At 64.4% G+C, this 24388-nt stretch carries 17 protein-coding genes; 3 read left to right on the forward strand and 14 right to left on the reverse strand.

What is annotated here, in order from left to right:
* The first annotated feature begins 77 nt into the window (after positions 1-77).
* Positions 78-1151 (forward strand): AraC family transcriptional regulator, encoded by a 1074-nt coding sequence (locus tag LJF27_RS01755; RefSeq protein WP_003121195.1) that lies wholly within the window; start codon positions 78-80, stop codon positions 1149-1151.
* 73 nt (positions 1152-1224) lie between these two features.
* The gene (locus LJF27_RS01760) at positions 1225-2205 is read left to right on the forward strand and encodes a hypothetical protein (RefSeq protein ID WP_023087870.1); all 981 of its coding nucleotides are present in this window, start codon (positions 1225-1227) and stop codon (positions 2203-2205) included.
* Between the two features lie 120 nt (positions 2206-2325).
* On the opposite strand, the gene hemE is transcribed toward LJF27_RS01760, so the two are convergent.
* From hemE to pilM, 11 genes are all read right to left on the reverse strand, one after another.
* Positions 2326-3393 carry a uroporphyrinogen decarboxylase gene (gene hemE / locus LJF27_RS01765; RefSeq protein ID WP_019486037.1) on the reverse strand — a complete coding sequence of 356 codons (1068 nt, stop codon included), beginning with the start codon at positions 3391-3393 and terminating at the stop codon, positions 2326-2328.
* A 176-nt stretch (positions 3394-3569) separates the two neighbouring features.
* A complete protein-coding gene (locus tag LJF27_RS01770; RefSeq protein WP_003095829.1) occupies positions 3570-5003 on the reverse strand; it encodes an FAD-dependent oxidoreductase in 1434 nt (477 codons plus the stop codon).
* A 28-nt stretch (positions 5004-5031) separates the two neighbouring features.
* A complete protein-coding gene (gene gltB / locus LJF27_RS01775; RefSeq protein WP_003103700.1) occupies positions 5032-9477 on the reverse strand; it encodes a glutamate synthase large subunit in 4446 nt (1481 codons plus the stop codon).
* Between the two features lie 224 nt (positions 9478-9701).
* Entirely contained in the window at positions 9702-11351 is a 1650-nt protein-coding gene (locus LJF27_RS01780) for an AAA family ATPase (protein WP_023104793.1), read from the reverse strand.
* Between the two features lie 6 nt (positions 11352-11357).
* The gene (gene aroB / locus LJF27_RS01785; RefSeq protein WP_229601843.1) at positions 11358-12464 is read right to left on the reverse strand and encodes a 3-dehydroquinate synthase; all 1107 of its coding nucleotides are present in this window, start codon (positions 12462-12464) and stop codon (positions 11358-11360) included.
* 49 nt (positions 12465-12513) lie between these two features.
* Complete coding sequence (gene aroK, locus LJF27_RS01790; protein WP_003095833.1) at positions 12514-13032, reverse strand: shikimate kinase AroK; 519 nt, start codon at positions 13030-13032, stop codon at positions 12514-12516.
* Positions 13033-13043: 11 nt separating this feature from the next.
* Complete coding sequence (pilQ, locus tag LJF27_RS01795; protein WP_003116137.1) at positions 13044-15176, reverse strand: type 4a pilus secretin PilQ; 2133 nt, start codon at positions 15174-15176, stop codon at positions 13044-13046.
* 53 nt (positions 15177-15229) lie between these two features.
* Positions 15230-15754: a type 4a pilus biogenesis lipoprotein PilP gene (gene pilP, locus LJF27_RS01800; protein WP_003116136.1), complete on the reverse strand. Its 525-nt coding sequence runs from the start codon at positions 15752-15754 to the stop codon at positions 15230-15232.
* Complete coding sequence (pilO, locus tag LJF27_RS01805; RefSeq protein WP_003116135.1) at positions 15751-16374, reverse strand: type 4a pilus biogenesis protein PilO; 624 nt, start codon at positions 16372-16374, stop codon at positions 15751-15753. Before pilO ends, pilP begins: the two co-directional genes overlap by 4 nt.
* The gene (gene pilN / locus LJF27_RS01810) at positions 16371-16967 is read right to left on the reverse strand and encodes a type 4a pilus biogenesis protein PilN (protein WP_003141783.1); all 597 of its coding nucleotides are present in this window, start codon (positions 16965-16967) and stop codon (positions 16371-16373) included. Before pilN ends, pilO begins: the two co-directional genes overlap by 4 nt.
* Positions 16967-18031 carry a type IV pilus assembly protein PilM gene (pilM, locus tag LJF27_RS01815; RefSeq protein ID WP_003110888.1) on the reverse strand — a complete coding sequence of 355 codons (1065 nt, stop codon included), beginning with the start codon at positions 18029-18031 and terminating at the stop codon, positions 16967-16969. The genes pilN and pilM overlap by 1 nt, the downstream gene beginning before the upstream one ends.
* A gap of 184 nt (positions 18032-18215) precedes the next feature.
* Between pilM and LJF27_RS01820 the strand changes: the two genes are divergently transcribed.
* The gene (locus LJF27_RS01820) at positions 18216-20687 is read left to right on the forward strand and encodes a penicillin-binding protein 1A (protein WP_003095841.1); all 2472 of its coding nucleotides are present in this window, start codon (positions 18216-18218) and stop codon (positions 20685-20687) included.
* 104 nt (positions 20688-20791) lie between these two features.
* Here the strand turns inward: LJF27_RS01820 and LJF27_RS01825 are convergent, their stop codons facing one another.
* From LJF27_RS01825 to LJF27_RS01835, 3 genes are all read right to left on the reverse strand, one after another.
* Entirely contained in the window at positions 20792-22060 is a 1269-nt protein-coding gene (locus LJF27_RS01825; RefSeq protein ID WP_003103278.1) for a malic enzyme, read from the reverse strand.
* A 102-nt stretch (positions 22061-22162) separates the two neighbouring features.
* Positions 22163-23602 carry a M48 family metalloprotease gene (locus LJF27_RS01830; RefSeq protein WP_003095844.1) on the reverse strand — a complete coding sequence of 480 codons (1440 nt, stop codon included), beginning with the start codon at positions 23600-23602 and terminating at the stop codon, positions 22163-22165.
* On the reverse strand, positions 23599-24366 hold the full coding sequence (locus LJF27_RS01835) for a thermonuclease family protein (protein ID WP_003103280.1): 768 nt from the start codon (positions 24364-24366) through the stop codon (positions 23599-23601). The genes LJF27_RS01830 and LJF27_RS01835 overlap by 4 nt, the downstream gene beginning before the upstream one ends.
* Between the last annotated feature and the right edge of the window lie 22 nt (positions 24367-24388).

The following is a 24388-nucleotide window of genomic DNA, read 5'->3' on the forward strand; positions in this document are numbered from 1 at the left end:
TATTGCGGCACCAGCCAATGCAGCGGCAGACGCGCTCGCGCCAGACTGCCGATCATTTCGGGCCAGGACACGCCAGCATGAGCCGCCGCACGGACTCCGACGCACCGACCATCACCGCCGCCTACCCGCGCCTGCTGCTCGGCCTGCTGGAGGAGCGCGGCCTGGACGGACGCGCGCTGCTACGGGAAATCGGTCTGTCGACGCTGCGACTGGAAGAGCCGGAAGCACGCGTCACATCGCAGCAGTACCAGGCGATCGCCGCCGCGGCGCTCGCGCTGAGCGGCGACCCCGGCCTCGGCGCACAGCTCGCCTTGCGCACGCCTCCCACCGCCCATGGCAGCCTGGGCTACGCGATGATGGCCTCGGCGACGCTCGGCGATGCCTTGTGCCTGGCGCTGCGCTACATGCCGCTGCTGCAGGGCAACGTCGAAATCAGCCTGCTGCGCGAGGACGAGCAGGTGATCCTGCGCATGCTGCCAGGCCCCGCGCTCCCGCCGGCACTGCACCGGTACTTCAGCGAAGCCCTGCTGATCGGCCTGTATCGCTCCGGCGCCTGGCTGCTCGGCGAACCGGCCCTGGTCGGCAGGCTCGACTTCGACTATCCCGAACCTGCCGTGCCTGTGCCGCTGCCGCAGTGCCGCTACGACCAGGCCCACGTCCAGCTGGTGTTCCCCGCCATCCTGCTCGCCCGCTCGCTACCGATGGCCGATCCGGCTGCGTTGCGCCGCGCCCGCGAACACTGCGAGCGCGAACTGGCGCTGCTCGATGCCGGCCGCCGGGACATCTGCGCCCGCGTGCGGCTGGAGCTGGAACGCCAGGAACAGCGCTTCCCCAACCTGGAGGAAGTAGCCGCGCGCCTGCACCTGTCCAGCCGCAGCCTCAAGCGGCATCTGCATGACGCCGGCACCAGCTTTCGCCAGTTGCTCGGTCAGGCTCGCCAGCGCCAGGCCTTGCGATTGCTGCGGCGTCCCGAGGTGTCGTTGCAGCGTATCGCCCTGTACCTGGGTTACAGCGATCCAACCAACTTCACCCGCGCCTTCAAGCGCTGGACCGGCGAGCCGCCGAGCGACACCCGCGCCCGCCTGCTGGGCGGGCAACCAGTTTCACGAACAAATGCCAAGCGCTCGACAAATCCCTCGCGTTTCCCTTGAGCGCGGCAAGCGCTGTCCTATGCTGCTGCGGCCGGCATCCGGCCGGCCTCGACAGCGATATGAAAGGGACTTTATGAAACCAGCGATCAAGCGCGCCTGCCTGCTCGGCACGGCACTGTTCTCCCTCTGCGCCAGCGCAGCCCAGGCGGCCGGCGTTCTGGTAGGAACCTGGGACCTGCGGGGCAACGGCCAGCTCGCCGCGGTCTACCGCGACGGCGCCAACCTGCAGGTGGTGGAAGGCGGCAGCACCCGCAACTACAGCTTCGGCAACGTGGTCTGGTCGGTCTTCGGCGCCACCGATACCGACGGCCAGCCCGGCGCGGAAATCCTGGTCAAGGCCGGTCCCGACCTGGTGATCGTTTCCCACGCCAGCACCACCCAGCGCAAGTACCCGGTAGGCAACGTCTCCTGGGCGATCATGCGCGCCACCGACGTCGACAACGTCGCCGGCGACGAAGTCATCCTCAGCATCGGCAACGGCGTGCGCACCGTATTCGATCGCACCCGTACGCAACGCGACGCCACCTTCAGCTACAACGGCACCTGGGGCCTGTTCGACGTCGCCGACGTGGACGGCGCGCCGGGCAAGGAACTGGTGCTGAACATGGGCAACGGCGTCAAGGTCATCGACCCGCGCACCGGTGGCGCCAAGGACTTCACCTTCAGCGGCTACCACGCGCTCGCACAGATCGCCGACCTCGACGGCCAGCCCGGCGCGGAGATCATCGGCCGCACCAGCACCGGCATCTACGTGATCAGCAACGCCACTTCCCGCAAGGAATACAGCATCGGCGCCAGCGCCTGGGCACTCTATGGCGGCACCGCGGACACCGACGGCAAGCCGGGCAACGAGCTGATCGTGGTGATGCAGGGCAAGGTGCGGGTCATCCACCACGCCAGCGGCGCCAGCAGCGACTACCGCATCGGCGACGTCAACTACAGCATCGATTCGGTGGCCGACATGGATGGCCAGCCGGGCGCGGAAATCCTCGTGCGCGACGCCAACGGCAAGCTGTTCGTGATCAACGACCGCACCGGCAAGGTAAGCAACTGAGCCGGGCGGGTTGCGTAGGGCGGGTACGCCACCGGCGCGACCCCGCCAACCAACGCGCCGGAGGGCCGTCGGCCCGCGCATGAAAAAGGGGAGCCTCGGCTCCCCTTCTTTCGTTCCGGCTCAGCCGTGGTACTGCGCCGACAGCTCGTGCACCGCCTCGAAGAAGGCGCCGGCATGGGCCGGGTCGACTTCCGGGGTAATGCCGTGGCCGAGATTGAACACATGCCCCGTACCCTTGCCGTAGGCCGCCAGGATCCGCGCGACTTCGGCGCGGATCGCCGCCGGATTGGCGTAGAGCACCGAGGGATCCATGTTGCCTTGCAGGGCTACGCGCTCACCGACACGGGCCCGGGCGCTGCCGATGTCGCAGGTCCAGTCCAGGCCCAGCGCCTCGGCGCCGACCTCGGCCATCGACTCCAGCCACAGGCCGCCTCCCTTGGTGAAGAGGATCACCGGCACCCGGCGTCCGTCGTGCTCGCGGATCAATCCATCGACGATCTTGCGCATGTAGGCCAGGGAGAACTCCTGGTAGGCCGCCGCCGACAGGCTGCCGCCCCATGAGTCGAAGATCTGCACCGCCTGGGCGCCAGCGCGAATCTGCCCGTTGAGGTAGCTGGTCACCGATTGCGCCAGCTTGTCCAGCAGAGCGTGCATGGCCTTGGGGTTGTCGTAGAGCATCGCCTTGGACTTGCGGAAGTCCTTGCTCGAGCCGCCCTCGACCATGTAGGTGGCGAGGGTCCAGGGGCTGCCGGAGAAGCCGATCAGCGGTACGCGGCCGTTCAGCTCGCGGCGGATGGTGCGCACGGCGTCCATCACATAGCCCAGGTCCTGTTCCGGATCGGGAACCGGCAGCGCCTCGATGTCGGCCAGCGACGAGACCACCTTGCGGAAGCGCGGGCCTTCGCCGGTCTCGAAATACAGGCCCTGGCCCATGGCATCGGGAATGGTAAGGATGTCGGAGAAGAGGATCGCGGCGTCCAGCTGCGGGTAACGGTCCAGCGGCTGCAGGGTCACTTCGCAGGCCAGCTCCGGGTTCATGCACAGGCTCATGAAATCGCCGGCCTTGGCACGGGTGGCACGATATTCCGGCAGGTAACGACCGGCCTGGCGCATCATCCAGACGGGGGTGACATCGACGGGCTGCTTGAGCAGGGCGCGGAGGAAGCGGTCGTTCTTCAGGGCAGTCATAACGGCATCCGATCAAAGGCTGCTGGCTTCACGCGGGCGCGTGCGGAAGGGGGTTATCCACAGGCCGGCGGGCGAAAAGGGCCGCTATTGTCGCAAAGCACAAAACAAAAGGCACGGCGGGGGCCGTGCCTTTTGTCTATCGCGGTGATTTGTCGCAGCGCCGGTGGCGCCGCGGGTCAGACGCCAAGGTAGTCGAGGATGCCTTCGGCCGCGGTACGTCCTTCGAAGATCGCCGTCACCACCAGGTCGGAACCACGGACCATGTCGCCACCGGCGAAGATCTTCGGGTTGCTGGTCTGGTGCTTGAACTGCGCCTGCGCCGGAGCCACCACGCGGCCCTGGCTGTCGGTGGCGATCTCGAAGCGCTCGAACCACGGCGCCGGACTCGGCCGGAAGCCGAAGGCGATCAGCACGGCTTCCGCCGGGATGATCTCCTCGGAACCGGGGATCGGTTCGGGGCTGCGGCGGCCGCGGGCGTCCGGCTCGCCGAGACGGGTCTCGACCACCTTCACGCCTTCCACCCGGTCCTCGCCGACGATGGCGATGGGCTGGCGGTTGAAGAGGAACTTCACGCCCTCTTCCTTGGCGTTCTTCACTTCCTTGCGCGAGCCCGGCATGTTTTCTTCGTCACGGCGATAGGCACAGGTCACCGACTTGGCGCCCTGGCGGATCGAAGTGCGGTTGCAGTCCATCGCGGTGTCGCCGCCGCCCAGGACCACCACGCGCTTGCCCTTCATGTCGACGAAGTCCTCGGCCGACTTCTCGAAGCCGAGGTTGCGGTTCACGTTGGCGATCAGGAAGTCCAGGGCGTCGTGTACGCCCGGCAGGTCCTCGCCGGGGAAACCGCCCTTCATGTAGGTGTAGGTGCCCATCCCCATGAACACGGCATCGTACTCATCGAGCAACTGCTCCATGGTCACGTCCTTGCCGATCTCGGTGTTCAGGCGGAACTCGATGCCCATGCCGGTGAACACCTCGCGGCGACGGCTGAGGACGTGCTTCTCCAGCTTGAACTCGGGAATGCCGAAGGTCAGCAGGCCGCCGATCTCCGGGTTGCGGTCGAACACCACCGGGGTCACGCCGTTGCGCACCAGCACGTCGGCGCAGCCGAGGCCGGCCGGGCCGGCGCCGATCACCGCGACGCGCCTACCGGTCGGCTTGACCTTGGACAGGTCCGGACGCCAGCCCATGGCGAAGGCCGTATCGGTGATGTACTTCTCCACCGAGCCGATGGTCACCGCGCCAAAACCGTCGTTGAGGGTGCAGGCGCCCTCGCAGAGGCGATCCTGCGGGCAGACCCGGCCGCAGACTTCCGGCAGGGTGTTGGTCTGGTGCGACAGTTCGGCGGCGGCCAGGATGTTGCCTTCGGAAACCAGCTTCAGCCAGTTAGGGATGAAGTTGTGCACCGGGCATTTCCACTCGCAGTACGGGTTGCCGCAGCCCAGGCAGCGGTGGGCCTGGTCGGCGGCCTGCTGCGGCTTGAACAGGTCGTGGATCTCCACGAACTCGCGCTTGCGCTGGCGCAGCAGCTTCTTCTTCGGGTCCTTGCGCCCGACTTCGATGAACTGGAAGTCGTTGTTCAGGCGGTCGGAATTCAGACGTTCAGACATATCGAAACCTCATCACAACTTCGGGCGCTTATTGCGGGTTGGCACGGGTGCTGGTCAGCAGCGAACCGAGGCTGGCCGCCTTCGGTTTCACCAGCCAGAACCGACGCAGGTAGTCATCCAGGTTTTCCAGGATGTTCGCGCCCCACTCGCTTGCCGTTTCGTTCACGTACTCGACCAGGACCTTGCGCAGGTGGCTGCGATAGGCCTCCATCGCCTCGCCGCTGATCCGCTGGATTTCCACCAGCTCGTGGTTCACGCGGTCGACGAAAGTGTTGTCCATGTCGAGGACGTAGGCGAAGCCCCCGGTCATGCCGGAGCCGAAGTTGTAGCCGGTCTTGCCCAGCACGCAGACGAAACCGCCGGTCATGTATTCGCAGCAGTGGTCGCCGGTACCTTCCACCACCGCATGGGAACCGGAGTTGCGCACGGCGAAGCGCTCGCCGGCGGTTCCGGCGGCGAACAGCTTGCCGCCGGTGGCGCCGTACAGGCAGGTGTTGCCGACGATGGCCGATTCCTGGGTCTTGAACGGACTGCCCTTGGGCGGGGTGATCACCAGCTTGCCGCCGGTCATGCCCTTGCCTACGTAGTCGTTGGCGTCGCCTTCCAGGTACAGGTGCAGGCCACCGGCGTTCCACACGCCGAAGCTCTGTCCCGCGGTGCCCTTGAAACGGAACACCACCGGTGCCTTGGCCATGCCCTGGTTGCCGTGCAGGCGGGCGATCTCGCCGGATACCCGCGCGCCGATGGATCGGTCGCAGTTGCAGATGTCCAGCTCGTACTCGCCGCCGCTCAGGCCTTCGATGGCGGCCTTCGACAGCTCGACCATCTTCTCGGCCAGCAGGCCCTGGTCGAACGGCGGGTTTTTCTCCACCTCGCAGAACTGCGGCTTGTCGGCCGGGATCAGCTCACTGCCCAGCAACGGAGCGAGATCCAGATTCTGCTGCTTGGCGGTCTCGCCGGGGAGGATCTCCAGCAGGTCGGTGCGGCCGATCAGCTCGCCCAGGCTGCGCACGCCGAGGCGCGCCAGCCACTCGCGGGTTTCCGTGGCGATGAAGGTGAAGAAGTTGATCACCATCGCGGTGGTGCCGATGAAGTGGTCCTTGCGCAACTTGTCGTTCTGCGTCGCCACGCCGGTGGCGCAGTTGTTCAGGTGGCAGATGCGCAGGTACTTGCAGCCCAGGGCGATCATCGGCGCGGTGCCGAAGCCGAAGCTCTCGGCGCCGAGAATGGCCGCCTTGATCACGTCCAGGCCGGTCTTCAGGCCGCCATCGGTCTGCACCCGGACCTTGCCGCGCAGGTCGTTGCCGCGCAGGGTCTGGTGGGTTTCCGCCAGGCCCAGTTCCCAGGGCGAGCCGGCGTACTTGATCGAGGTGATCGGCGAGGCGCCGGTACCGCCGTCGTAGCCGGAGATGGTGATCAGGTCCGCATAGGCCTTGGCCACGCCGGCGGCGATGGTGCCGACGCCCGGCTCGGATACCAGCTTCACCGATACCAGCGCCTGCGGGTTGACCTGCTTGAGGTCGAAGATCAGCTGCGCCAGGTCTTCGATGGAGTAGATGTCGTGGTGCGGCGGCGGCGAGATCAGGGTCACGCCGGGCACCGCATAGCGCAGGCGGGCGATCAGGCCGTTGACCTTGCCGCCCGGCAACTGGCCGCCCTCGCCGGGCTTGGCGCCCTGGGCCACCTTGATCTGCAGGACCTCGGCGTTGACCAGGTATTCCGGGGTCACGCCGAAGCGGCCGGTAGCCACCTGCTTGATCTTCGAACTCTTCAGCGTGCCGTAGCGCGCCGGGTCCTCGCCGCCCTCGCCGGAGTTGGAGCGACCGCCCAGGGTGTTCATCGCCTCGGCCAGCGCCTCGTGGGCCTCCGGCGACAGCGCGCCGAGGGAAATCCCGGCGGCATCGAAGCGCTTGAAGATGGCTTCCAGCGGCTCCACCTCGTCGAGCGCCAGCGGCTGCGCGGCGGTCTTCACCTGCAACAGGTCGCGGATCATCGACACTGGGCGCTGGTCCACCAGCGCGGTGTATTCCTTGAACTTCTCGTAGTCGCCCTGCTGCACGGCAGCCTGCAGGGTATTCACCACATCCGGGTTGTAGGCGTGGTATTCGCCGCCATAGACGAATTTCAGCAAGCCGCCCTGCTGGATCGGCTTGCGGTTGCTCCAGGCCTCGGCGGCCAGGAGCTTCTGCTCGTTCTCGATATCGACGAAGCGCGCGCCCTGGATGCGGCTGGCGACTCCGGTGAAGCACAGGTCGGTGACCTCGTCGGACAGGCCCACCGCCTCGAACAGCTGCGCGCCACGGTAGGACGCGACGGTGGAGATGCCCATCTTCGAGAGAATCTTCATCAGGCCCTTGGAGATCCCCTTGCGGTAGTACTTGAACACCTCGTAGAGGTCGCCCAGCACTTCACCGGTGCGGATCAGGTCGGCCAGCACCTCGTAGGCGAGGAACGGATAGACCGCCGAGGCGCCGAAGCCGATCAGCACCGCGAAATGGTGCGGATCGCGGGCGGTGGCGGTCTCCACCAGGATGTTGGAGTCGCAGCGCAGCCCGGTCTGCACCAGGCGGTGATGCACCGCACCGACGGCCAGGGCAGCATGCACCGGCAGTTTGCCGGGAGCGATATGGCGGTCGCTGAGGATCAGCAGCACCTTGCCGCCGCGCACGGCTTCCTCGGCCTGGTCGGCGATGTTGCGCACCGCGGCCTCCAGGCCCATCGACTCGTCGTAGTTGAGGTCGATGAAGTGGCGGTCGAAGCCCGGGCGGTCCAGGGTCATGATGGTCCGCCACTTCGCCGGCGAGATCACCGGAGTGGTGAGGATCGCCTGGTTGGCATGGTGCGGGGCTTCCTCGAAGATGTTCTGCTCGACGCCCAGGCAGGTTTCCAGGGACATCACGATGGCTTCGCGCAGCGGGTCGATCGGCGGGTTGGTGACCTGGGCGAATTGCTGGCGGAAGTAATCGTACGGAGAGCGGATGCGCCGGGAGAGGATCGCCATCGGCGTATCGTCGCCCATGGAGCCCACCGCTTCCTGGCCCTGCTCGCCGAGCGGACGCAGCACCTGGTCACGCTCCTCGAAGGTGACCTGGAACATCTTCATGAATTGCTTGAGCTGGTCGGCGTCGTAGCTGGCCACGCCATGGTCGTCGTCCAGGGTCGCCTGGATGCGCAGGGCATTCTGCCGCAGCCACTGCTTGTAGGGATGGCGCGACTTCAGGCGGTTGTCGATGTCGTCGCTGTGCAGGACCTGGCCGGTCTCGGTGTCCACCGCGAGGATCTGCCCCGGGCCGACGCGCCCCTTGGCGATGACGTCCTCGGGCTTGTAGTCCCAGACGCCGATTTCCGAAGCCAGGGTGATGTAGCCGTTCTTCGTGGTGACCCAGCGCGACGGGCGCAGGCCATTGCGGTCGAGCAGGCAGACGGCATAGCGACCGTCGGTCAGCACGACGCCGGCGGGGCCATCCCAGGGCTCCATGTGCAGCGAGTTGTACTCGTAGAACGCGCGCAGGTCGGCGTCCATGGTTTCGACGTTCTGCCAGGCCGGCGGGATGATCATGCGCAGGCCGCGGAACAGGTCCATGCCGCCGGTGACCATCAGTTCGAGCATGTTGTCCATGCTCGACGAGTCGGAGCCGACGCGGTTCACCAGCGGGCCGAGCTCTTCCAGGTCGGGGATCAGTTCGTTGGTGAACTTGGTCCGCCGCGCCTGGGCCCAGTTGCGGTTGCCGGTGATGGTGTTGATCTCGCCGTTATGGGCGAGGAAGCGGAACGGCTGCGCCAGCGGCCATTTCGGCAGGGTGTTGGTGGAGAAGCGCTGGTGGAATACGCAGATCGCGGTCTGCAGGCGCTCGTCGCCAAGGTCCGGATAGAAGGCGGCCAGGTCGGCCGGCATCATCAGGCCCTTGTAGATGATGGTCTTGTGCGAAAAGCTGCAGATGTAGTGGTCGCTGTCGGCGGCGTTGGCCACCGACGAGCGGCGCCGTGCGCTGAACAGCTTGATGGCGAAGTCCTGGTCGCTCAGGCCGGCGCCGCCGATGAACACCTGTTCGATCTGCGGCAGGCGCTCCAGCGCCAGGCGGCCGAGAACGCTGGTATCGATCGGCACCTTGCGCCAGCCGACCAGCTCCAGTCCGGCGGCGACGATCTCGCGATTCATGTTCTCGCGTGCCGCCTCGGCTTTCACCGGGTCCTGGTTGAAGAACACCATGCCCACCGCGTATTGCTCGGGCAGGTCGACAGAAAAGGCTTCCCTGGCGACGGCACGCAGGAACAGGTCGGGCTTCTGGATCAGCAGCCCGCAGCCGTCCCCGGTCTTGCCATCGGCATTGATCCCACCGCGGTGGGTCATGCAGGTCAGTGCTTCGATTGCGGTTTGCAGAAGTTGATGGCTCGGCTCGCCCTGCATATGGGCGATCAGGCCAAATCCGCAGTTATCCTTGAACGTTTCAGGATGGTACAGACCTGCTTTCATAAGGAACTCTCACCGGCAAAACTTTTTTAGTCATCTACTTCGCCTGTCACCCGCTCATGCGGCGAGTTTTCGACAGGCAAAGGGAGGCCATTGTACATAGGTGCACAAGGCCTCACAAATTTTGCGGCGAGAAAATGAAATTCAATGTCGCCAAAATGAAAGACGAAACCCGCCGGTCATGCTAACGACTAGCGAGTTTCGTCAAGAGGCGACGGCAGGTCGGATCAATGCGCCTGGCCGATCTCCTGCTGGATGCTGGCGAAGGTACGCGGCCACGGCTTGCCGGCCTGCACCTTGGACGGCAGTTTTTTCACTGCGGCCAGGGCGGCGGCACGGTTCGGGAAGCTGCCATAGGTGACGACGTAGAACGGCTTGCCTTGCAGGGTTTTCTTGAAGTAGCGGAAATCGCCGCCGCCCTGCTGGCGAATGAACGCCTGGGCATTGGCTTCGGAGCCGGTACCGAGGATCTGCAGGGCGAAGTTACCACCAGACTGGTTGCGATACCACTGACTTCCCGCACCGCCACCGCTGGCCGGCTTGGCGGCCGGAGCCGGGGCCGGCTTCGCCGCGGCGGTGGTGGCCGGCTTGCTGGCCGCCGGCTTGGCCGGAGCCGGGGCCGGCTTGCTGGCCGGGGCGCTGGCGACCGGCGCGGCCGGTGCCGGGGTCTGCGCCGGAGTCGGGGTCGCCGCAGGCGCGGTCGGTTCGGTCGGCGCCGGCGGCACCGGATGCATCGGCGTGACGCCGTTGTTGGCCAGCGGCGTCACCGGAGGAGCCGAGCTGGAAACGGTAGGCGGCACCGCGGCGGACGGCAGGCCGCCTTCGTCGTCGCCACCTTGCCCGGCGGCCTGGGCCAGCGGCTCGCGAATGACCGGCTGCGACTCGCCGACCAACGGTAGCGGCAACGGCTGGCTGGAGCCGTTGAACTCCACGGCCGGGCCGCTGCCCGGCTGCTGGGCCTGGGCCGGCGTAGCGCCATTCATGGACAATTCGGTAGAGGCGGTCTGCGGCGCCTCCGGCTTGCTCTTGCCTTGCATGAACCAGGCGGCGATCACGCCGATGGCCACGACCGCAAGAATCACCAGATGCTTCTTGGGCAAGTTGAAAGACCCTCCGGTTGCCTTGCGCGCTGCGCCACGATTGGCCAGCATCGCTTCGATCAGGGCATCGCGGGCGACCTGGTTGATCGCTCCCGGCCAGCCTTCCGACTGCTCGTGGATGTCCACCAGCAGGTCATTGGAAATCAGCTCGATGCCCTGCCCGGCGCCCTCGAGACGCTGGGCCAGGTAGTCGCGGGTTTCCTCTTCGCTGTATGGCTGCAATTCGATGGCATGGAAGCGCTCCTCACCCTCGGAAAACACCTCCAGGCGCGGCAGCAACGACGGCTCACCGAACAGGAATACATGCAGGCGTCCCTCGTTGGTGCCGGAAGCCAGCAGCAACAGCACTTCCAGCGCGCTGTCCTGGAGCTGTTCGGCATCGTCCACCATCAGGTAGACGTCCTGCCCGGTGATCGCCAGCTGCGCCACCTTGGTCAGGATCGCCTCCAGGCTCGCCTGGTTGATGCTCAGGCCCTGCGCCACCTGGCGCAGCAACGAAGTCTCGTCGGCGGCGGTGCGCGCCGAGATCACCACGCTGAGGACCGCATCCTTGTTGGTGCTGGCCACCAGCGCCTGGCGCAGCAGGGTCTTGCCGCTGCCCAGGGGCCCGGTGACCAGCAGCAGGAGCTGGCTGTAGCGGGCCAGATGGTGCAACTGGCCGAGCACCGGCTTGCGCTGCGCCGGGAAGAACTTGAAACCCGGAACGCGCGGCGCGAACGGGTCGTGACTGAATTGGTAGTGGCCCAGGAAGGCCTCATCGGCATGCAAGCTGGTCATGGGACCTCATTCATCTCCAAGCTGGTCGGCCAAGGCCCGATAGTCGGTGCGCAGGGTCGCGTCCAAGATCTCACGGGGAAAATCGCCGGTGACCACGGCATTCCCCAGTCCTTGCAGCAAAACCAGACGCAGGCGGCCATCGAGCACCTTCTTGTCGACGGCCATGTGTTCCATAAAATCTTCCGCCGTCATCTCGGCCGGCGGTACCACGGGCAGGCCAGCCCGGCGCAGCAGGCGGGTACCGCGATCGCGCTCGGCGGCGCTCAGCCAACCCAACCGATGCGACATCTCGAGTGCCATCACGGTTCCCGTCCCTACCGCTTCGCCGTGCAACCAGACGCCGTAACCCTGCTGGGTCTCGATCGCGTGACCGAAGGTATGGCCGAGGTTCAGCGTGGCGCGCACGCCCGACTCGCGCTCGTCGGCGCCCACCACGCGGGCCTTCGCCGCGCAAGAGCGCTCGATGGCCTCGGTGACAACGGTCGGCTCCAGTGCCAGCAAGGCATCCATGTGCTCTTCCAGCCAGGTGATGAACGGTTCGTCGCAAATGAAACCGTACTTGATCACCTCCGCCAGCCCGGCGGACAGCTCGCGGGACGGCAGCGTCTTCAGCGACGCGGTGTCGATGACCACCGCCTGGGGCTGGTAGAACGCACCGATCATATTCTTGCCCAACGGATGGTTGATCCCGGTCTTGCCGCCCACCGAGGAGTCGACCTGGGACAACAGGGTGGTCGGCACCTGGATGAAGTTGACCCCACGCTGGTAGCAGGCCGCGGCGAAACCGGCCATGTCACCGATGACGCCGCCGCCCAGGGCGATCAGGGTAGTCTTGCGGTCATGCCGCTCCTTCAGCAGGGCATCGAAGATCAGTTGCAGGGTTTCCCACTGCTTGTAGGCCTCGCCGTCGGGCAGCACCACAGGGGTGACCTCATGGCCTTGCAGTGCCTTGAGCAGGGTTTCCAGATAGAGAGGAGCGACCGTTTCGTTGCTGATCACCGCGACCCGGCGACCGACGATATGCGGCGCGAACCAGCGGGCGTCGCCCAGCAGGTTTTCACCGATGTAAATGGGATAGCTACGCTCGCCTAGATCGACGTGAAGTGTGCGCATGAGGCCCCCAGACAGGAAAGGGCAATAGGATAACGCAATTCGCCGCGCCTCAGCGGGGCGGCAACTTGCGCAGGCGTTCGAGAATTTCCTGGACGACCAGGCGCGGCGGCCTTTCGTCGGTCTCCACCACCACATCGGCGATTTCGCGGTAGAGCGGATCGCGCAGCGCCATCAGGTCGCGGAGGATCTGTCCCGGGTTGGGCTTCTGCAACAAGGGGCGGTTGCGGTCCCGCGCCGTGCGCGCGATCTGGTGCTCGACCGAGGCATGCAGGTACACAACCCGGCCACCGGCGCGCAGCACCTGGCGGTTACCGTCGCGCATCACCGCCCCGCCGCCGGTGGCGATCACCATGCCGTCGGCGGCGCAGAGTTCGGTGAGCATGGCCTGCTCGCGCTCGCGGAAACCGACCTCGCCCTCGACATCGAAGATCCATGGGATATTCGCGCCGCACCGCTGTTCGATCTCCTTGTCGGAGTCCTTGAACGCGAGATGCAGCTCCTTGGCGAGCAGGCGCCCGATGGTGCTCTTTCCAGCACCCATCGGGCCGACGAGGATCAGGTTGACCACGTTGTTCGATATCAGCGACCGATTGCGATGGCCTGATTATTCATGATCCGCGGTGTCAGGAAAACCAGAAGTTCGTTTTTCGTGTCGGAGACCGTATCGCGGCGGAACAAACGGCCCAAGTAAGGCAGGTCACCGAGGAAGGGTACCTTGTCGACAGCCTTTGTCTGGGTGTTGCTGAATACACCGCCGATAACGATGGTTTCACCATCGTTGACCAGAATCTTGGCGTTAACCTCGTTCTTGTTGATCGGAGGAACTCCATTCAAAGCATTCTGGAAGTCGGGAGCATCCTTGGTCACCTTCACCTCAACGATGATCCGATTGTCTGGAGTGATCTGCGGCGTCACCTCCAGAGAAAGAGCGGCCTCCTTGAACGAGGTGCTGGTCGCACCACTGGAACTGGCCTCCTGATATGGGATCTCCGATCCCTTTAGGATCTTCGCGGTTTCCTTGTCAGAAGTTACGACCTTGGGTTGCGAAACCACTTCGCCGTTCCCGGTTTTCTCCATGGCCGATAATTGCAAGTCAAGAATGATGTTATCGGTGATAAAGCCAATACCGATACCGGAAGTAGCATCCTTGGCCCCCATATCCACAAATGGGGTCGGAGAATTATCTCTGGTCGGGAACGTACACTGCCCCTGGAACGGCCCGCAGTTGTAACCTTCCTTATCCTTGATGCCCATGTTGCCGTTCTTGCCGTAGCTGTTCCAGTTGCCATTGTGGTAGGCACCACCCCAACGCACACCAAGACTCTTGTCGTACCCCACGTTGGCCTCGACGATACGGGCCTCGATCATCACCTGACGAACCGGGATGTCCAACTGGGAAACGATTCGGCGTAGCTCGTCCAGCCGCTCCTGCGGCTGATAGGCAATGATGCTGTTGGTACGGTCATCTACGGTAATCGAACCACGAGAATTTTCTTTCTCTTCGCCACTACTAGTAACCGACTGGAACAGCTTGGCAATGTCCGCGGCCTTGGCGTAGTTCACCTGGATCAGTTCCCGACGCAGTGGCGCCAACTCGGCGATCTGCTTCTGCGCTTCCAGCTCCTGGCGCTCACGGGCGGCGATCTCGTCGGCCGGGGCCACCAGCAGCACGTTGCCGAGCTTGCGCTTGTCCAGGCCCTTGGTCTTCAGCACCAGGTCCAGCGCCTGGTCCCACGGCACGTTCTGCAGGCGCAGGGTGATATTGCCCTGCACGGTATCAGAGGCCACCAGGTTCAGGTCGGTGAAGTCGGCGATCAGCTGCAGTACCGAACGCACGTCGATGTCCTGGAAGTTCAGCGACAGCTTCTCGCCGGTATAGGCGAAATTGTCCTTCTTGCGCCGCTCGGCGTCTTCCATGGTCATCGGTTTGATGCTGACGGTCAGGCGATTGTCGGTCTGGTAGACCAGGTAGTCGTAGAGCCCGCTCGGCTCGATGGTGATGCTGGTACGGTCGGATTGCGCGCTGGCGTTGACGAACTGCACCGGCGTGGCGAAGTCCTTGACGTCCAGGCGAACCCGCAGCGCATCCGGCAGCTGGGTCTTGGCGAAGTCCAGGCGGATCTTGCCGCCCTGTTCTTGAATATCCGGGCTCAAGGTCGGGTCGGACAGGTCGATGACCACGTTGCCCTCGCCCTTTTCGCCACGCTGGAAATCGATGTTGCGGATGGCACGACCCGCCGGCACGTACGGCTTGGGCTTGATCGGCTGGGCATAGCTGGCCGGAGCCGGGCTTGCCTTGACCGGAGCGGCGGAAGCGACGCTGGCGCCAGCCGGCGAATTGCCGACCACCACGAAGAGGTTGTTGCCTTCCACCCGGGTGGTGTAGGACGACAGCGTGGTCAGGTTGATGATCAACCGCGTGCGATCCTTCGCCTCGACCACCGTGACGCTGCGCGTATTGCCCACGCTCAACTCGCGGTTCTTGGTGCCGAGCTTGTTCTGCACCCCCGGCAGATCGAGGGCGATTCGCGCCGGCTGCTCGATGGTATAGCCACGCGGCGCGGCGACGGGCTCGTCGAACTGCAACTTTAGCTCGACCCGGTCTCCAGGCAGTGCCGCCACGTCGAGTTTCTCCAGGTCCGCGGCGAGCAACGCCGGCGCGAACATGGCGGCCAGCAAAGCGATCCCGAGGCGCGAGAGGCCACTGTTCATCGTCCGACTCCGTTGTACAGACTGCTGTTGGTTATGCATGTTTTTCCCCGCCCTCAGGAGCGTTCCTTGAGAGTCAGGCTGCGCGGACGCTCCAGCCAGTTCCCCTCTCCGTCAGGAACGATTTCAATCACGTCTATTTTTCCTTCGCTGATGCCGACGACCTTGCCATCGTTGCGCCCCAGGTAGTCCCCGACCCTCACCCGATGCACGCCACCCGCGCCCTTCACCAAGGCGAAGGTACCCTGGGCGTTGGACAGTGTGCCGACCATCTCGAAGGTTTCGATGTTGAAACCTTCCAGGAACTGCTTGACCCGTGTCTCGTCGGGTTTAACCACCTTATTGCCTTTCTGCCGCACGGTCAGGTCGATCTTCACCGGCGGCTGGAACGGACTACGCAGGTTCGAAGCGCTATAAGTAAAAGCTTCATATGGCTGAAACTTCGGCAGAGGCTCGATATTGCCCTTAGGTCGAGCACGTACCTCGTTCATATAGGCTTGAAGATCGCCGAACTCGGAATTCGCGCCGCAACCGGCAAGCATGGTGAGCAGCAAGCTGCTCAGAATCAGGCGGGCTCTCATTTCTTCAGCCCCTTGTCGTTGTAGCGGTAGGTCTTGGCCAGGATGCTCATGCGCAGCTTCGAGGTGTTATCGGGCGAAGCCGGCTTGATCTCGAAGTCATGCAGGGTAACGATCCGCGGCAGGCTGGACACGCCGCTGACGAAGGTCGCCAGGTCGTGGTAGCCGCCGACCACGCTGATCTGGATCGGCAGCTCGATATAGAACTGCTGAGTGACTTCAGGGAGCAGCTTGATCTCCTCGAACTCCAGGCCGCTGCCCAGACCGGTACGAGTGATGTCCTCGAGCAGCCCGGGTACCTCGGTGTCGCTGGGCAACTGCCGCAGCAAGGCGCCGAAGGACTCCTCCATCTCTTTCATCTGTGCCTTGTAGGCTTCCAGGTTCGCGGCCTGGAACGCTTTGGTAGCAAATTGCTGCTTGAGCGATTCTTCTTGCGCAGCCTGCTGTTCGAGCTGTGTTTGCAAGTCACGGAGATGGAAGTTGTAGCCCAGCGCCAGGACCGCCGCGGTCAGCAGCACGCAGACGATGACCTTGACCGCCGCCGGCCAGGAACCGATGTTGTTCAGATCGAGGTCGTTTACGTCGATCTTGCGCAGACTTTCCAGGGAACTGGCCAGACTCATTTCTTGGCTCCTTGCGCAACCCCATGCTTCGCCTTGGCGTCTTCCTCGCCGGGCTGCGTCTGCTGCACGGTCAGTTGGAACACGTTGGCCTGGTCCACCGCGCCCTGGGTCACCGCCTTGACCTCGTTCAGGGTCGGGGCGGTCAGCCACTCGGACGCGTCCATGTTGCGCATGAGATTGGAAACGCGGTTGTTGGACTCGGCCGCGCCGGCGATGGCGATGTTCTTGCCGGTCATCTTCAGGTCGGTGAAATACACACCGTCAGGCAAGGTGCGCACCAGTTGGTCGAACACCCGACCAATGATCGGGCGGTTGCCCTGCAGGTCCTGAATGATCTTCATCCGCTCGAGCAACTGCTGGCGCCGCGATCTCAACTCGCTGATTTCCTTGATCCGCGCATCCAGCACAACGATCTCCTTGCGCAGGAAGTCGTTGCGCGCGCCCTGATGCTCAATCGCAGTGTTGAGATATTGGCCACCAAGAAACACCAGTGCGCCGGAAACCAAAAGGACGCCGCCAAGAATCACCAGGAACTGCTGCTTGCGCTGCTCGCGCAGCTCTTCGCGCCAGGGTAGAAGGTTGATCCGTGCCATCAGTCGAAACTCCTCAACGCCAGGCCGCAGGCGATCATCAACGCCGGAGCGTCGCTGGCTAGGGCGCCGGCATTCACCTTGCCGTTCAGCGCCATGTCGGCGAACGGGTTGGCGACCAGGGTCGGGGTGCCGATCTTCTGCTGGATCAACCGATCGAGATCCTGGATAGACGCCGTACCGCCCGCCAGGACGATGTAGTCGACGTCGTTGAACTGTCCGGCGGCGAAGAAGAACTGCAGCGAGCGGGAAACCTGCTGCACCACGGCGTCCTTGAACGGACGCAGAACTTCGCTGTCGTAGTCATCCGGAAGACCGCCCTGCTTCTTGGCGAGACCGGCTTCTTCCACCGAGAGTCCGTAACGCCGCTGGATCTCCTCGGTGAGCTGGCGACCGCCGAACAGCTGTTCGCGGGTATAGATGGTGCGTCCGTTGTGCAGGACGCTCAGGGTGGTCATGGTCGCGCCGATGTCCACTACCGCCACGGTCAACTGGTCAGTGTCGGCACCCAGCTGGCTGCTCAGCAGCGCATAGGAGCGCTCCAGCGCGTAGGCCTCGACGTCGACCACCTTGGCGGTCAGGCCGGCCAGCGCCAGGGCCGCTTCGCGAACCTCGACGTTCTCTTTCCGACAGGCGGCCAGGAGTACGTCCACGCGCTCGGGATTGCGCGCGGAGAGTCCCTGGACCTCGAAGTCGATGGCGACTTCCTCCAGCGGATAGGGGATGTACTGGTCGGCCTCGATCTTCAGCTGGTTTTCCAGTTCATCCTCGGAAAGCCCGGCCTCCATCTCGATGGTCTTGGTGATCACCGCCGAACCGGCGACGGCGACCACGGCCGACTTCAGGTTGGTTTTCGCCTTGACCAGCACCCGTGACAACGCCTGGCCGACCCCTTCCAGCTCGACGATGTTCTTTTCCACGACTGCATTCGGCGGAAGCGGCTCGACGGCATAGGCCTCCACTTTGTAGCGGCCTCCGGAGCGGCTCAACTCAAGGAGCTTTACCGAGGTCGAGCTGATGTCGATCCCCAGCAAGGTGTTCGCTTTCTTCTTTATGAGCCCTAGCACGACCAATTCCCTATTAGCGTTCAATACTTACGAACGATTCTTCTTTTTTCACATTAGATACCAGAGCCGAAGGCCAGGCAAATGGCTAGGTCACAGAAAAATTGCTTATAATGTGAACAGCTTTTGCCTTTTTCCTGTCCTATTCGCTTAACTCTTTCTTTTTCTTGGAAATCCGAATCTACCCATGCGCCTGCTGAAGTTCCTGTGGTGGACTTGCGTCACCCTGATTTGTGGAGTGCTGCTCAGTTTCAGCGGCGCCTATCTCTATCTGAGTCCCAGCCTGCCCTCGGTGGAAGCTCTGCGTAACGTCCAGCTGCAGATCCCCCTCAAGGTCTACAGCGAGGACGGCAAGCTGATCTCCGAGTTCGGCGAGATGCGCCGGACGCCGATCCGCTTCGCCGACATCCCGCAGGACTTCATCCATGCCCTGCTGTCCGCCGAGGACGACAATTTCGCCAACCATTATGGCGTCGATGTGAAAAGCCTAATGCGCGCCGCCGCGCAATTATTGAAAAGCGGTCACATCCAGACTGGCGGCAGCACCATCACCATGCAGGTAGCGAAGAACTACTTCCTTACCAATGAAAGAAGCTTCTCGCGAAAGATCAATGAAATCCTCCTGGCCCTGCAGATCGAGCGACAGCTGACCAAGGACGAGATCCTCGAGCTCTACGTCAACAAGATCTACCTGGGCAACCGTGCCTATGGCATCGAGGCTGCCGCACAGGTCTATTACGGCAAGCCGATCAAAGACTTGAGCCTGGCCGAGATGGCGATGATCGCCGGCCTGCCGAAAGCGCCCTCGCGCTACAACCCGCTGGTCAACCCGACCCGCAGTACGGAGCGGCGCAACTGGATCCTCGAGCGCATGCTCAAGCTCGGCTTCATCGACCAGCAACGCTACCAGGCCGCCGTCGAGGAGCCGATCAACGCCTCCTACCACGTGCAGACCCCCGAACTGAATGCGCCCTACATCGCCGAGATGGCCCGTGCCGAGATGGTCGGCCGCTACGGCAGCGAGGCCTATACCGAGGGCTACAAGGTCATCACCACGGTCCGCAGCGACCTGCAGAACGCCGCCAGCCAATCGGTCCGCGACGGCCTCATCGACTATGACCAGCGCCACGGCTACCGCGGCCCGGAGACCCGCCTGCCGGGCCAGACCCGCGACGCCTGGCTCAAGCACCTGGGCCAGCAGCGCAGCATCGGCGGCCTGGAGCCGGCGATCGTCACCCAGGTGGAAAAGAGCGGGATCATGGTGATGACCCGCGACGGCAAGGAAGAAGCCGTGACCTGGGACAGCATGAAATGGGCACGCCCCTTCCTCAGCAACAACAGCATGGGCCCGATGCCGCGCCAGCCCGCCGACGTGGCCCAGGCCGGCGACCAGATCCGCGTGCAGCGCCAGGAAGACGGCACCCTGCGCTTCGTACAGATTCCCGCCGCACAGAGCGCGCTGATCTCCCTCGACCCGAAGGACGGGGCGATCCGCTCGCTGGTCGGCGGCTTCTCCTTCGAGCAGAGCAACTACAACCGCGCGATCCAGGCCAAGCGCCAGCCGGGCTCCAGTTTCAAGCCGTTCATCTACAGCGCGGCCCTGGACAACGGCTTCACCGCCGCCAGCCTGGTCAACGATGCGCCGATCGTGTTCGTCGACGAGTACCTGGACAAGGTCTGGCGACCGAAGAACGACACCAATACCTTCCTCGGCCCGATCCCGCTGCGCGAAGCCCTGTACAAGTCCCGCAACATGGTCTCGATCCGCGTCCTGCAGGGCCTGGGCATCGAGCGGGCGATCAGCTACATCACCAAGTTCGGCTTCCAGCGCGACGAACTGCCGCGCAACTTCTCCCTGGCCCTGGGTACCGCGACAGTCACACCGATGGAAATCGCCGGCGCCTGGAGCGTATTCGCCAACGGCGGCTACAAGGTCAATCCGTACGTCATCGAACGCATCGAGAGCCGCGACGGACAGGTGCTGTACCAGGCCAATCCGCCCCGCGTGCCGGTGGAAGAACAGGTCGCTGCGCCGGATGCGGAAGACGCCGGGAATCCTGGTGACCCCGAGCATCCGGAGAGCGCCGAAGGCGAAGGTTCGATCGAAGCCCAGCAAGTCGCCGCCAAGGCCCAGACCACCTTCGAGCCGACCCCGGCCGAGCGGATCATCGATGCCCGTACCGCCTATATCATGACCAGCATGCTGCAGGACGTGATCAAGCGCGGTACCGGGCGTCGCGCCCTGGCGCTGAAGCGCACCGACCTGGCCGGCAAGACCGGCACCACCAACGATTCCAAGGATGGCTGGTTCTCCGGCTACAACTCCGACTACGTGACCAGCGTCTGGGTCGGCTTCGACCAGCCGGAGACCCTGGGTCGCCGCGAGTACGGCGGTACCGTCGCGCTGCCGATCTGGATCAGGTACATGGGCTTCGCCCTCAAGGACAAGCCGATGCACACCATGGCCGAGCCGCCAGGCATCGTCAGCCTGCGCATCGACCCGGTGACCGGCCGTTCGGCCGCGCCGGGCACTCCCGGCGCCTATTTCGAGATGTTCAAGAACGAGGATACCCCGCCCTCGGTCAATGAACTGCCGCCAGGCAGCTTCCCTGGCAGCCCGCTGCCGGATGACGAAGGCGCGCCGATCGACCTGTTCTGAACCGGCCGGCGCCTGCGCTTCGTTGGCGACGACGGGAGTGCGAGGCGCAGGCAAAAAGAAACCCCGCCAAGGCGGGGTTTCTTTTTATCCGGCGGATCGATCGATCAGCCGTTGAAGACGTCGTCCACCGATTTCAGCGGATAGTTCTTCGGATACGGCAGGGTAGCCACGCCGGTCTCGATGGCAGCCTTGGCCACGGCATCGGAGACCACGGTGATCAGGCGCTTGTCCATCGGCTTCGGAATGATGTACTCGCGGCCGAATTCCAGCTTGTCCACGCCATAGGCGGCGCAGACGTCCTCCGGGACCGGCTGCTTGGCCAGGTCGCGCAGGGCCAGGGCGGCGGCGATCTTCATCTCTTCGTTGATGCGCGTGGCACGTACGTCCAGGGCACCGCGGAAGATGAAGGGGAAACCGAGCACGTTGTTGACCTGGTTCGGATAGTCGGAACGTCCGGTAGCCATGATCACGTCGTTGCGGGTGGCATGGGCCAGTTCCGGCTTGATCTCCGGGTCCGGGTTCGAGCAGGCGAACACGATCGGGTTCGGCGCCATGCGCTTGAGGTCTTCCGGCTCCAGCAGGTTGGCGCCGGACAGGCCGACGAACACGTCGGCGCCCTCCAGGGCGTCGGCCAGGGTACGCTTGTCGGTCTCGGTGGCGAACACCGACTTGTACTGGTTCAGATCGTCGCGACCGGCGTGGATCACGCCCTTGCGGTCGATCATGTAGATGTTCTCGACCTTGGCGCCCATGCTCACCAGCAGCTTCATGCAGGAGATGGCGGCAGCGCCGGCGCCGAGGCAGACGATCTTCGCTTCTTCCAGCTTCTTCCCGGCCAGTTCCAGCGCGTTGAGCATGCCCGCCGCGGTAACGATGGCGGTGCCGTGCTGGTCATCGTGGAACACCGGGATGTCGCACTGTTCGATCAGCGCGCGCTCGATCTCGAAACACTCGGGAGCCTTGATGTCCTCGAGGTTGATACCGCCGAAGGTGATGGAAATACGCTTGACGGTATCGATGAAAGCCTGCGGGCTCTCGGCGTCGACCTCGATGTCGAACACGTCGATGCCGGCGAAGCGCTTGAACAGCACACCCTTGCCTTCCATCACCGGCTTGGAGGCCAGCGGGCCGAGGTTACCCAGGCCGAGAATCGCGGTGCCGTCGGAAATCACTGCCACCAGGTTGCCCTTGCCGGTGTACTGATAGGCCAGTTCGGCATCGCGGGCGATTTCACGCACCGGCTCGGCGACACCCGGGCTGTAGGCCAGGGACAGGTCCCGGGCGGTAGCGGTGGGTTTGGTCAGCTCGACACTCAGTTTTCCCGGACGGGGTTGTGCGTGATATTCGAGGGCAGCGGTTTTAAGATCGGACATTTGGGCACTTCCGCTTTATTGCTTGTTGGACAGACGGGGCGACCGAGCATACGCAAGAAGACGACGCCCCACAAGATCGTCAGGACCCGGCTGTCAAGACCTCTAGCGTACGACTTTAAGCCAATCGCCCGGACGGGGTTCACCGCTCGGATAAAGGTCATTCAGCAGACGCAGACGAGCCACGGAGTCACTCAATGACCCCTCGCCGCCAGCCGCCAATTGCTCCAGCGTCTGCCCCGCCTTGACCTGCACCAGATGCAGGCGTCGCGGCTGCGCCAGGGCCCGCTCCTTGTCGCGCAGCGGACGGAAGCTGCGGATCACGCTGAGGAAGCGGTCGTCCTGGGTCTCCAGGGAACCGACCTTGACCACGCCGACGAACAGGTAGGCGCGGTCGCCCTGGTAGATCACAGCAACCCGTCGCGCCGGGTTGCCTGGCACCACCGCCGTGTAGCCGTTCAGCCCGGCCTGCTTCAGCGACTCTTCCTGGGCCAGCCGTTGCCCGGCGTTCTTGCGCAGGAACTCCGCGGGCGTCAGGCGGGAATCATGGGGCACCAGCTTCATGCCGATGAACGACTGCTCGTCCGCCGGATAGCCAAGCAGGGCGCTGGGCTGGTTGAGGATCTTCCAGCCCGCCGGATAGCTCAGGGTGAAGTCCAGCTCGGCATGGTAGAAGTTCTGCCCGCGACGCACCCCGGCCGATGCCGAGTCGCCGAACGGCATGCCTTCCAGATGGCGAAGAAAGACCTCGCGCCCCACTTCCTGCTGTCCGTTGGCCAGCTGCCGGGCCGGGCCGACCACTTCCTGCAGGCGCCGGTCGTTGTCCGGATGGGTATCGAACAACCCGTGGTAGCCGCCGGCCTGTACCGCCTGGCCATTGCGCGCAGCCTCTTCGCGAGCGAAGTCCTCCTGGTTCTTCAGCACCCGCACCACCTGGATCATCGCCGTCGGATCGTAGCCGGCGCGGGCCAGGTACTGAGCGCCGAGACCATCGGCTTCCAGTTCCATGTCACGCCCGTAGCCGCGGACGAAGGCCGTGCCGAGCACGTTGGCCAGGTCGCCGGCGGCACCGACCCCGGTGCCGATCGCCACCGCCTGGCCAAGGATGTTCCAGGCGCTGGCCTGGCTCTGCTGGCGCACGCTGTGGCGCGCCGTGACGTGGCCGACCTCATGACCGAGCACCGCGGCCAGTTCGGCCTCGGAGCCAAGGTAGGCGATCAGTCCGCGATGGATATAGATGTAGCCGCCCGGCAGGGCGAAGGCGTTGATGTCCGGCGAATCGATGACGGTGAAATGATATTGCAGATTGCTGCGGTGGCTGCTGCGGGCGACCCGCTCGCCTACCCGTTGCACGTAGGCCTGGAGCTTTTCATCGTTGTAGCGGGGGAACTGCTTGAGGATTTCCTGGTTGTAGCGAGCGCCCATGCCGAGTTCCTGCTGCTCGCTCATCATCACGAAATCGCTCTTGCCGGTGGCCGGGTTCACCGCGCAGCCGCCCAGCGCGCCGACTCCCAGCAACAGCAGCAGGAGCCAGGCGGTCTTCATGGCAACCATTCCAGCATCGCCGGATCGGTCACCGACATCTGCCAGCGCGCCTTGCCGGCCGGCACAGCGCCACGGCGGGAACGATCGACCACCCAGCCACGCACTTCCAGCGAACGTCCCGCCATCTGCATCACCCGTTTCGCATCGAACGCCTTGAGCACCTTCGGCTCGATCCGCAGGACCAGCGGACCGTCCATCTCCAGCCAGATACCGCCCCGGTTGCGTTCGACCTCGAGCACCCGCCCGCGGACCACGGCGAAGCCGCTCTGCGCCAGTCGATCGAGCGAAAGCACCGGCGAACGCTTCCATACACCCAGATTAGCCGAACGCGCTGCACGTTCCGCCGCTTGCTGACAGGCCGTCAGCTCGGTGTTCGGCGCGACCGCCACCAGGTAGCCCAGGCCCTCGCCGAGCAGGCGCGCCTCGAGGTTGGCGCCGCTGGCATCGAACAGGTGCGCCAGGGTCCGCCCGTAGTGATCGCGGGCCTGGCGGCCCGGCTGCAGGGCGAGACGCCCGTCGCTGGCCGATACCAGCGCCTGCAGTCGCTGCTTCGCGGCTTCGGCGAAGGGCTCGGTGGTGCGACCGTTGTGCGCCAGCTCAGGCGCGTTGATACCGATCAGCCGCACGCTGCGGCCATCGCGCAGGCGCACGGTATCGCCGTCCACCACCCGCGCCACCTCGACGTTCTGCAAGGCGCCGGTAGGCCGGCAGGCCTCCGCCGCACCGGCGAAGGCGGAAACCACGGACATGAAAAAGGCGCCCACCAGGGACGCCTTTCTCGGTACA

The sequence above is a fragment of the Pseudomonas sp. 203-8 genome (assembly GCF_020708595.1).
In the GTDB taxonomy this organism is placed as follows: Bacteria; Pseudomonadota; Gammaproteobacteria; order Pseudomonadales; family Pseudomonadaceae; genus Pseudomonas; species Pseudomonas aeruginosa.

Excerpts from the sequence above, each read along its gene's own strand:
- LJF27_RS01755 (WP_003121195.1), top strand. The coding sequence starts at position 78 with ATGAGCCGCCGCACGGACTCCGACGCACCGACCATCACCGCCGCCTAC.
- LJF27_RS01760 (WP_023087870.1), top strand. The coding sequence starts at position 1,225 with ATGAAACCAGCGATCAAGCGCGCCTGCCTGCTCGGCACGGCACTGTTC.
- hemE (WP_019486037.1), bottom strand. The coding sequence starts at position 3,393 with ATGACTGCCCTGAAGAACGACCGCTTCCTCCGCGCCCTGCTCAAGCAG.
- LJF27_RS01770 (WP_003095829.1), bottom strand. The coding sequence starts at position 5,003 with ATGTCTGAACGTCTGAATTCCGACCGCCTGAACAACGACTTCCAGTTC.
- gltB (WP_003103700.1), bottom strand. The coding sequence starts at position 9,477 with ATGAAAGCAGGTCTGTACCATCCTGAAACGTTCAAGGATAACTGCGGA.
- LJF27_RS01780 (WP_023104793.1), bottom strand. The coding sequence starts at position 11,351 with ATGACCAGCTTGCATGCCGATGAGGCCTTCCTGGGCCACTACCAATTC.
- aroB (WP_229601843.1), bottom strand. The coding sequence starts at position 12,464 with ATGCGCACACTTCACGTCGATCTAGGCGAGCGTAGCTATCCCATTTAC.
- pilQ (WP_003116137.1), bottom strand. The coding sequence starts at position 15,176 with ATGAACAGTGGCCTCTCGCGCCTCGGGATCGCTTTGCTGGCCGCCATG.
- pilP (WP_003116136.1), bottom strand. The coding sequence starts at position 15,754 with ATGAGAGCCCGCCTGATTCTGAGCAGCTTGCTGCTCACCATGCTTGCC.
- pilO (WP_003116135.1), bottom strand. The coding sequence starts at position 16,374 with ATGAGTCTGGCCAGTTCCCTGGAAAGTCTGCGCAAGATCGACGTAAAC.
- pilN (WP_003141783.1), bottom strand. The coding sequence starts at position 16,967 with ATGGCACGGATCAACCTTCTACCCTGGCGCGAAGAGCTGCGCGAGCAG.
- LJF27_RS01820 (WP_003095841.1), top strand. The coding sequence starts at position 18,216 with ATGCGCCTGCTGAAGTTCCTGTGGTGGACTTGCGTCACCCTGATTTGT.
- LJF27_RS01825 (WP_003103278.1), bottom strand. The coding sequence starts at position 22,060 with ATGTCCGATCTTAAAACCGCTGCCCTCGAATATCACGCACAACCCCGT.
- LJF27_RS01830 (WP_003095844.1), bottom strand. The coding sequence starts at position 23,602 with ATGAAGACCGCCTGGCTCCTGCTGCTGTTGCTGGGAGTCGGCGCGCTG.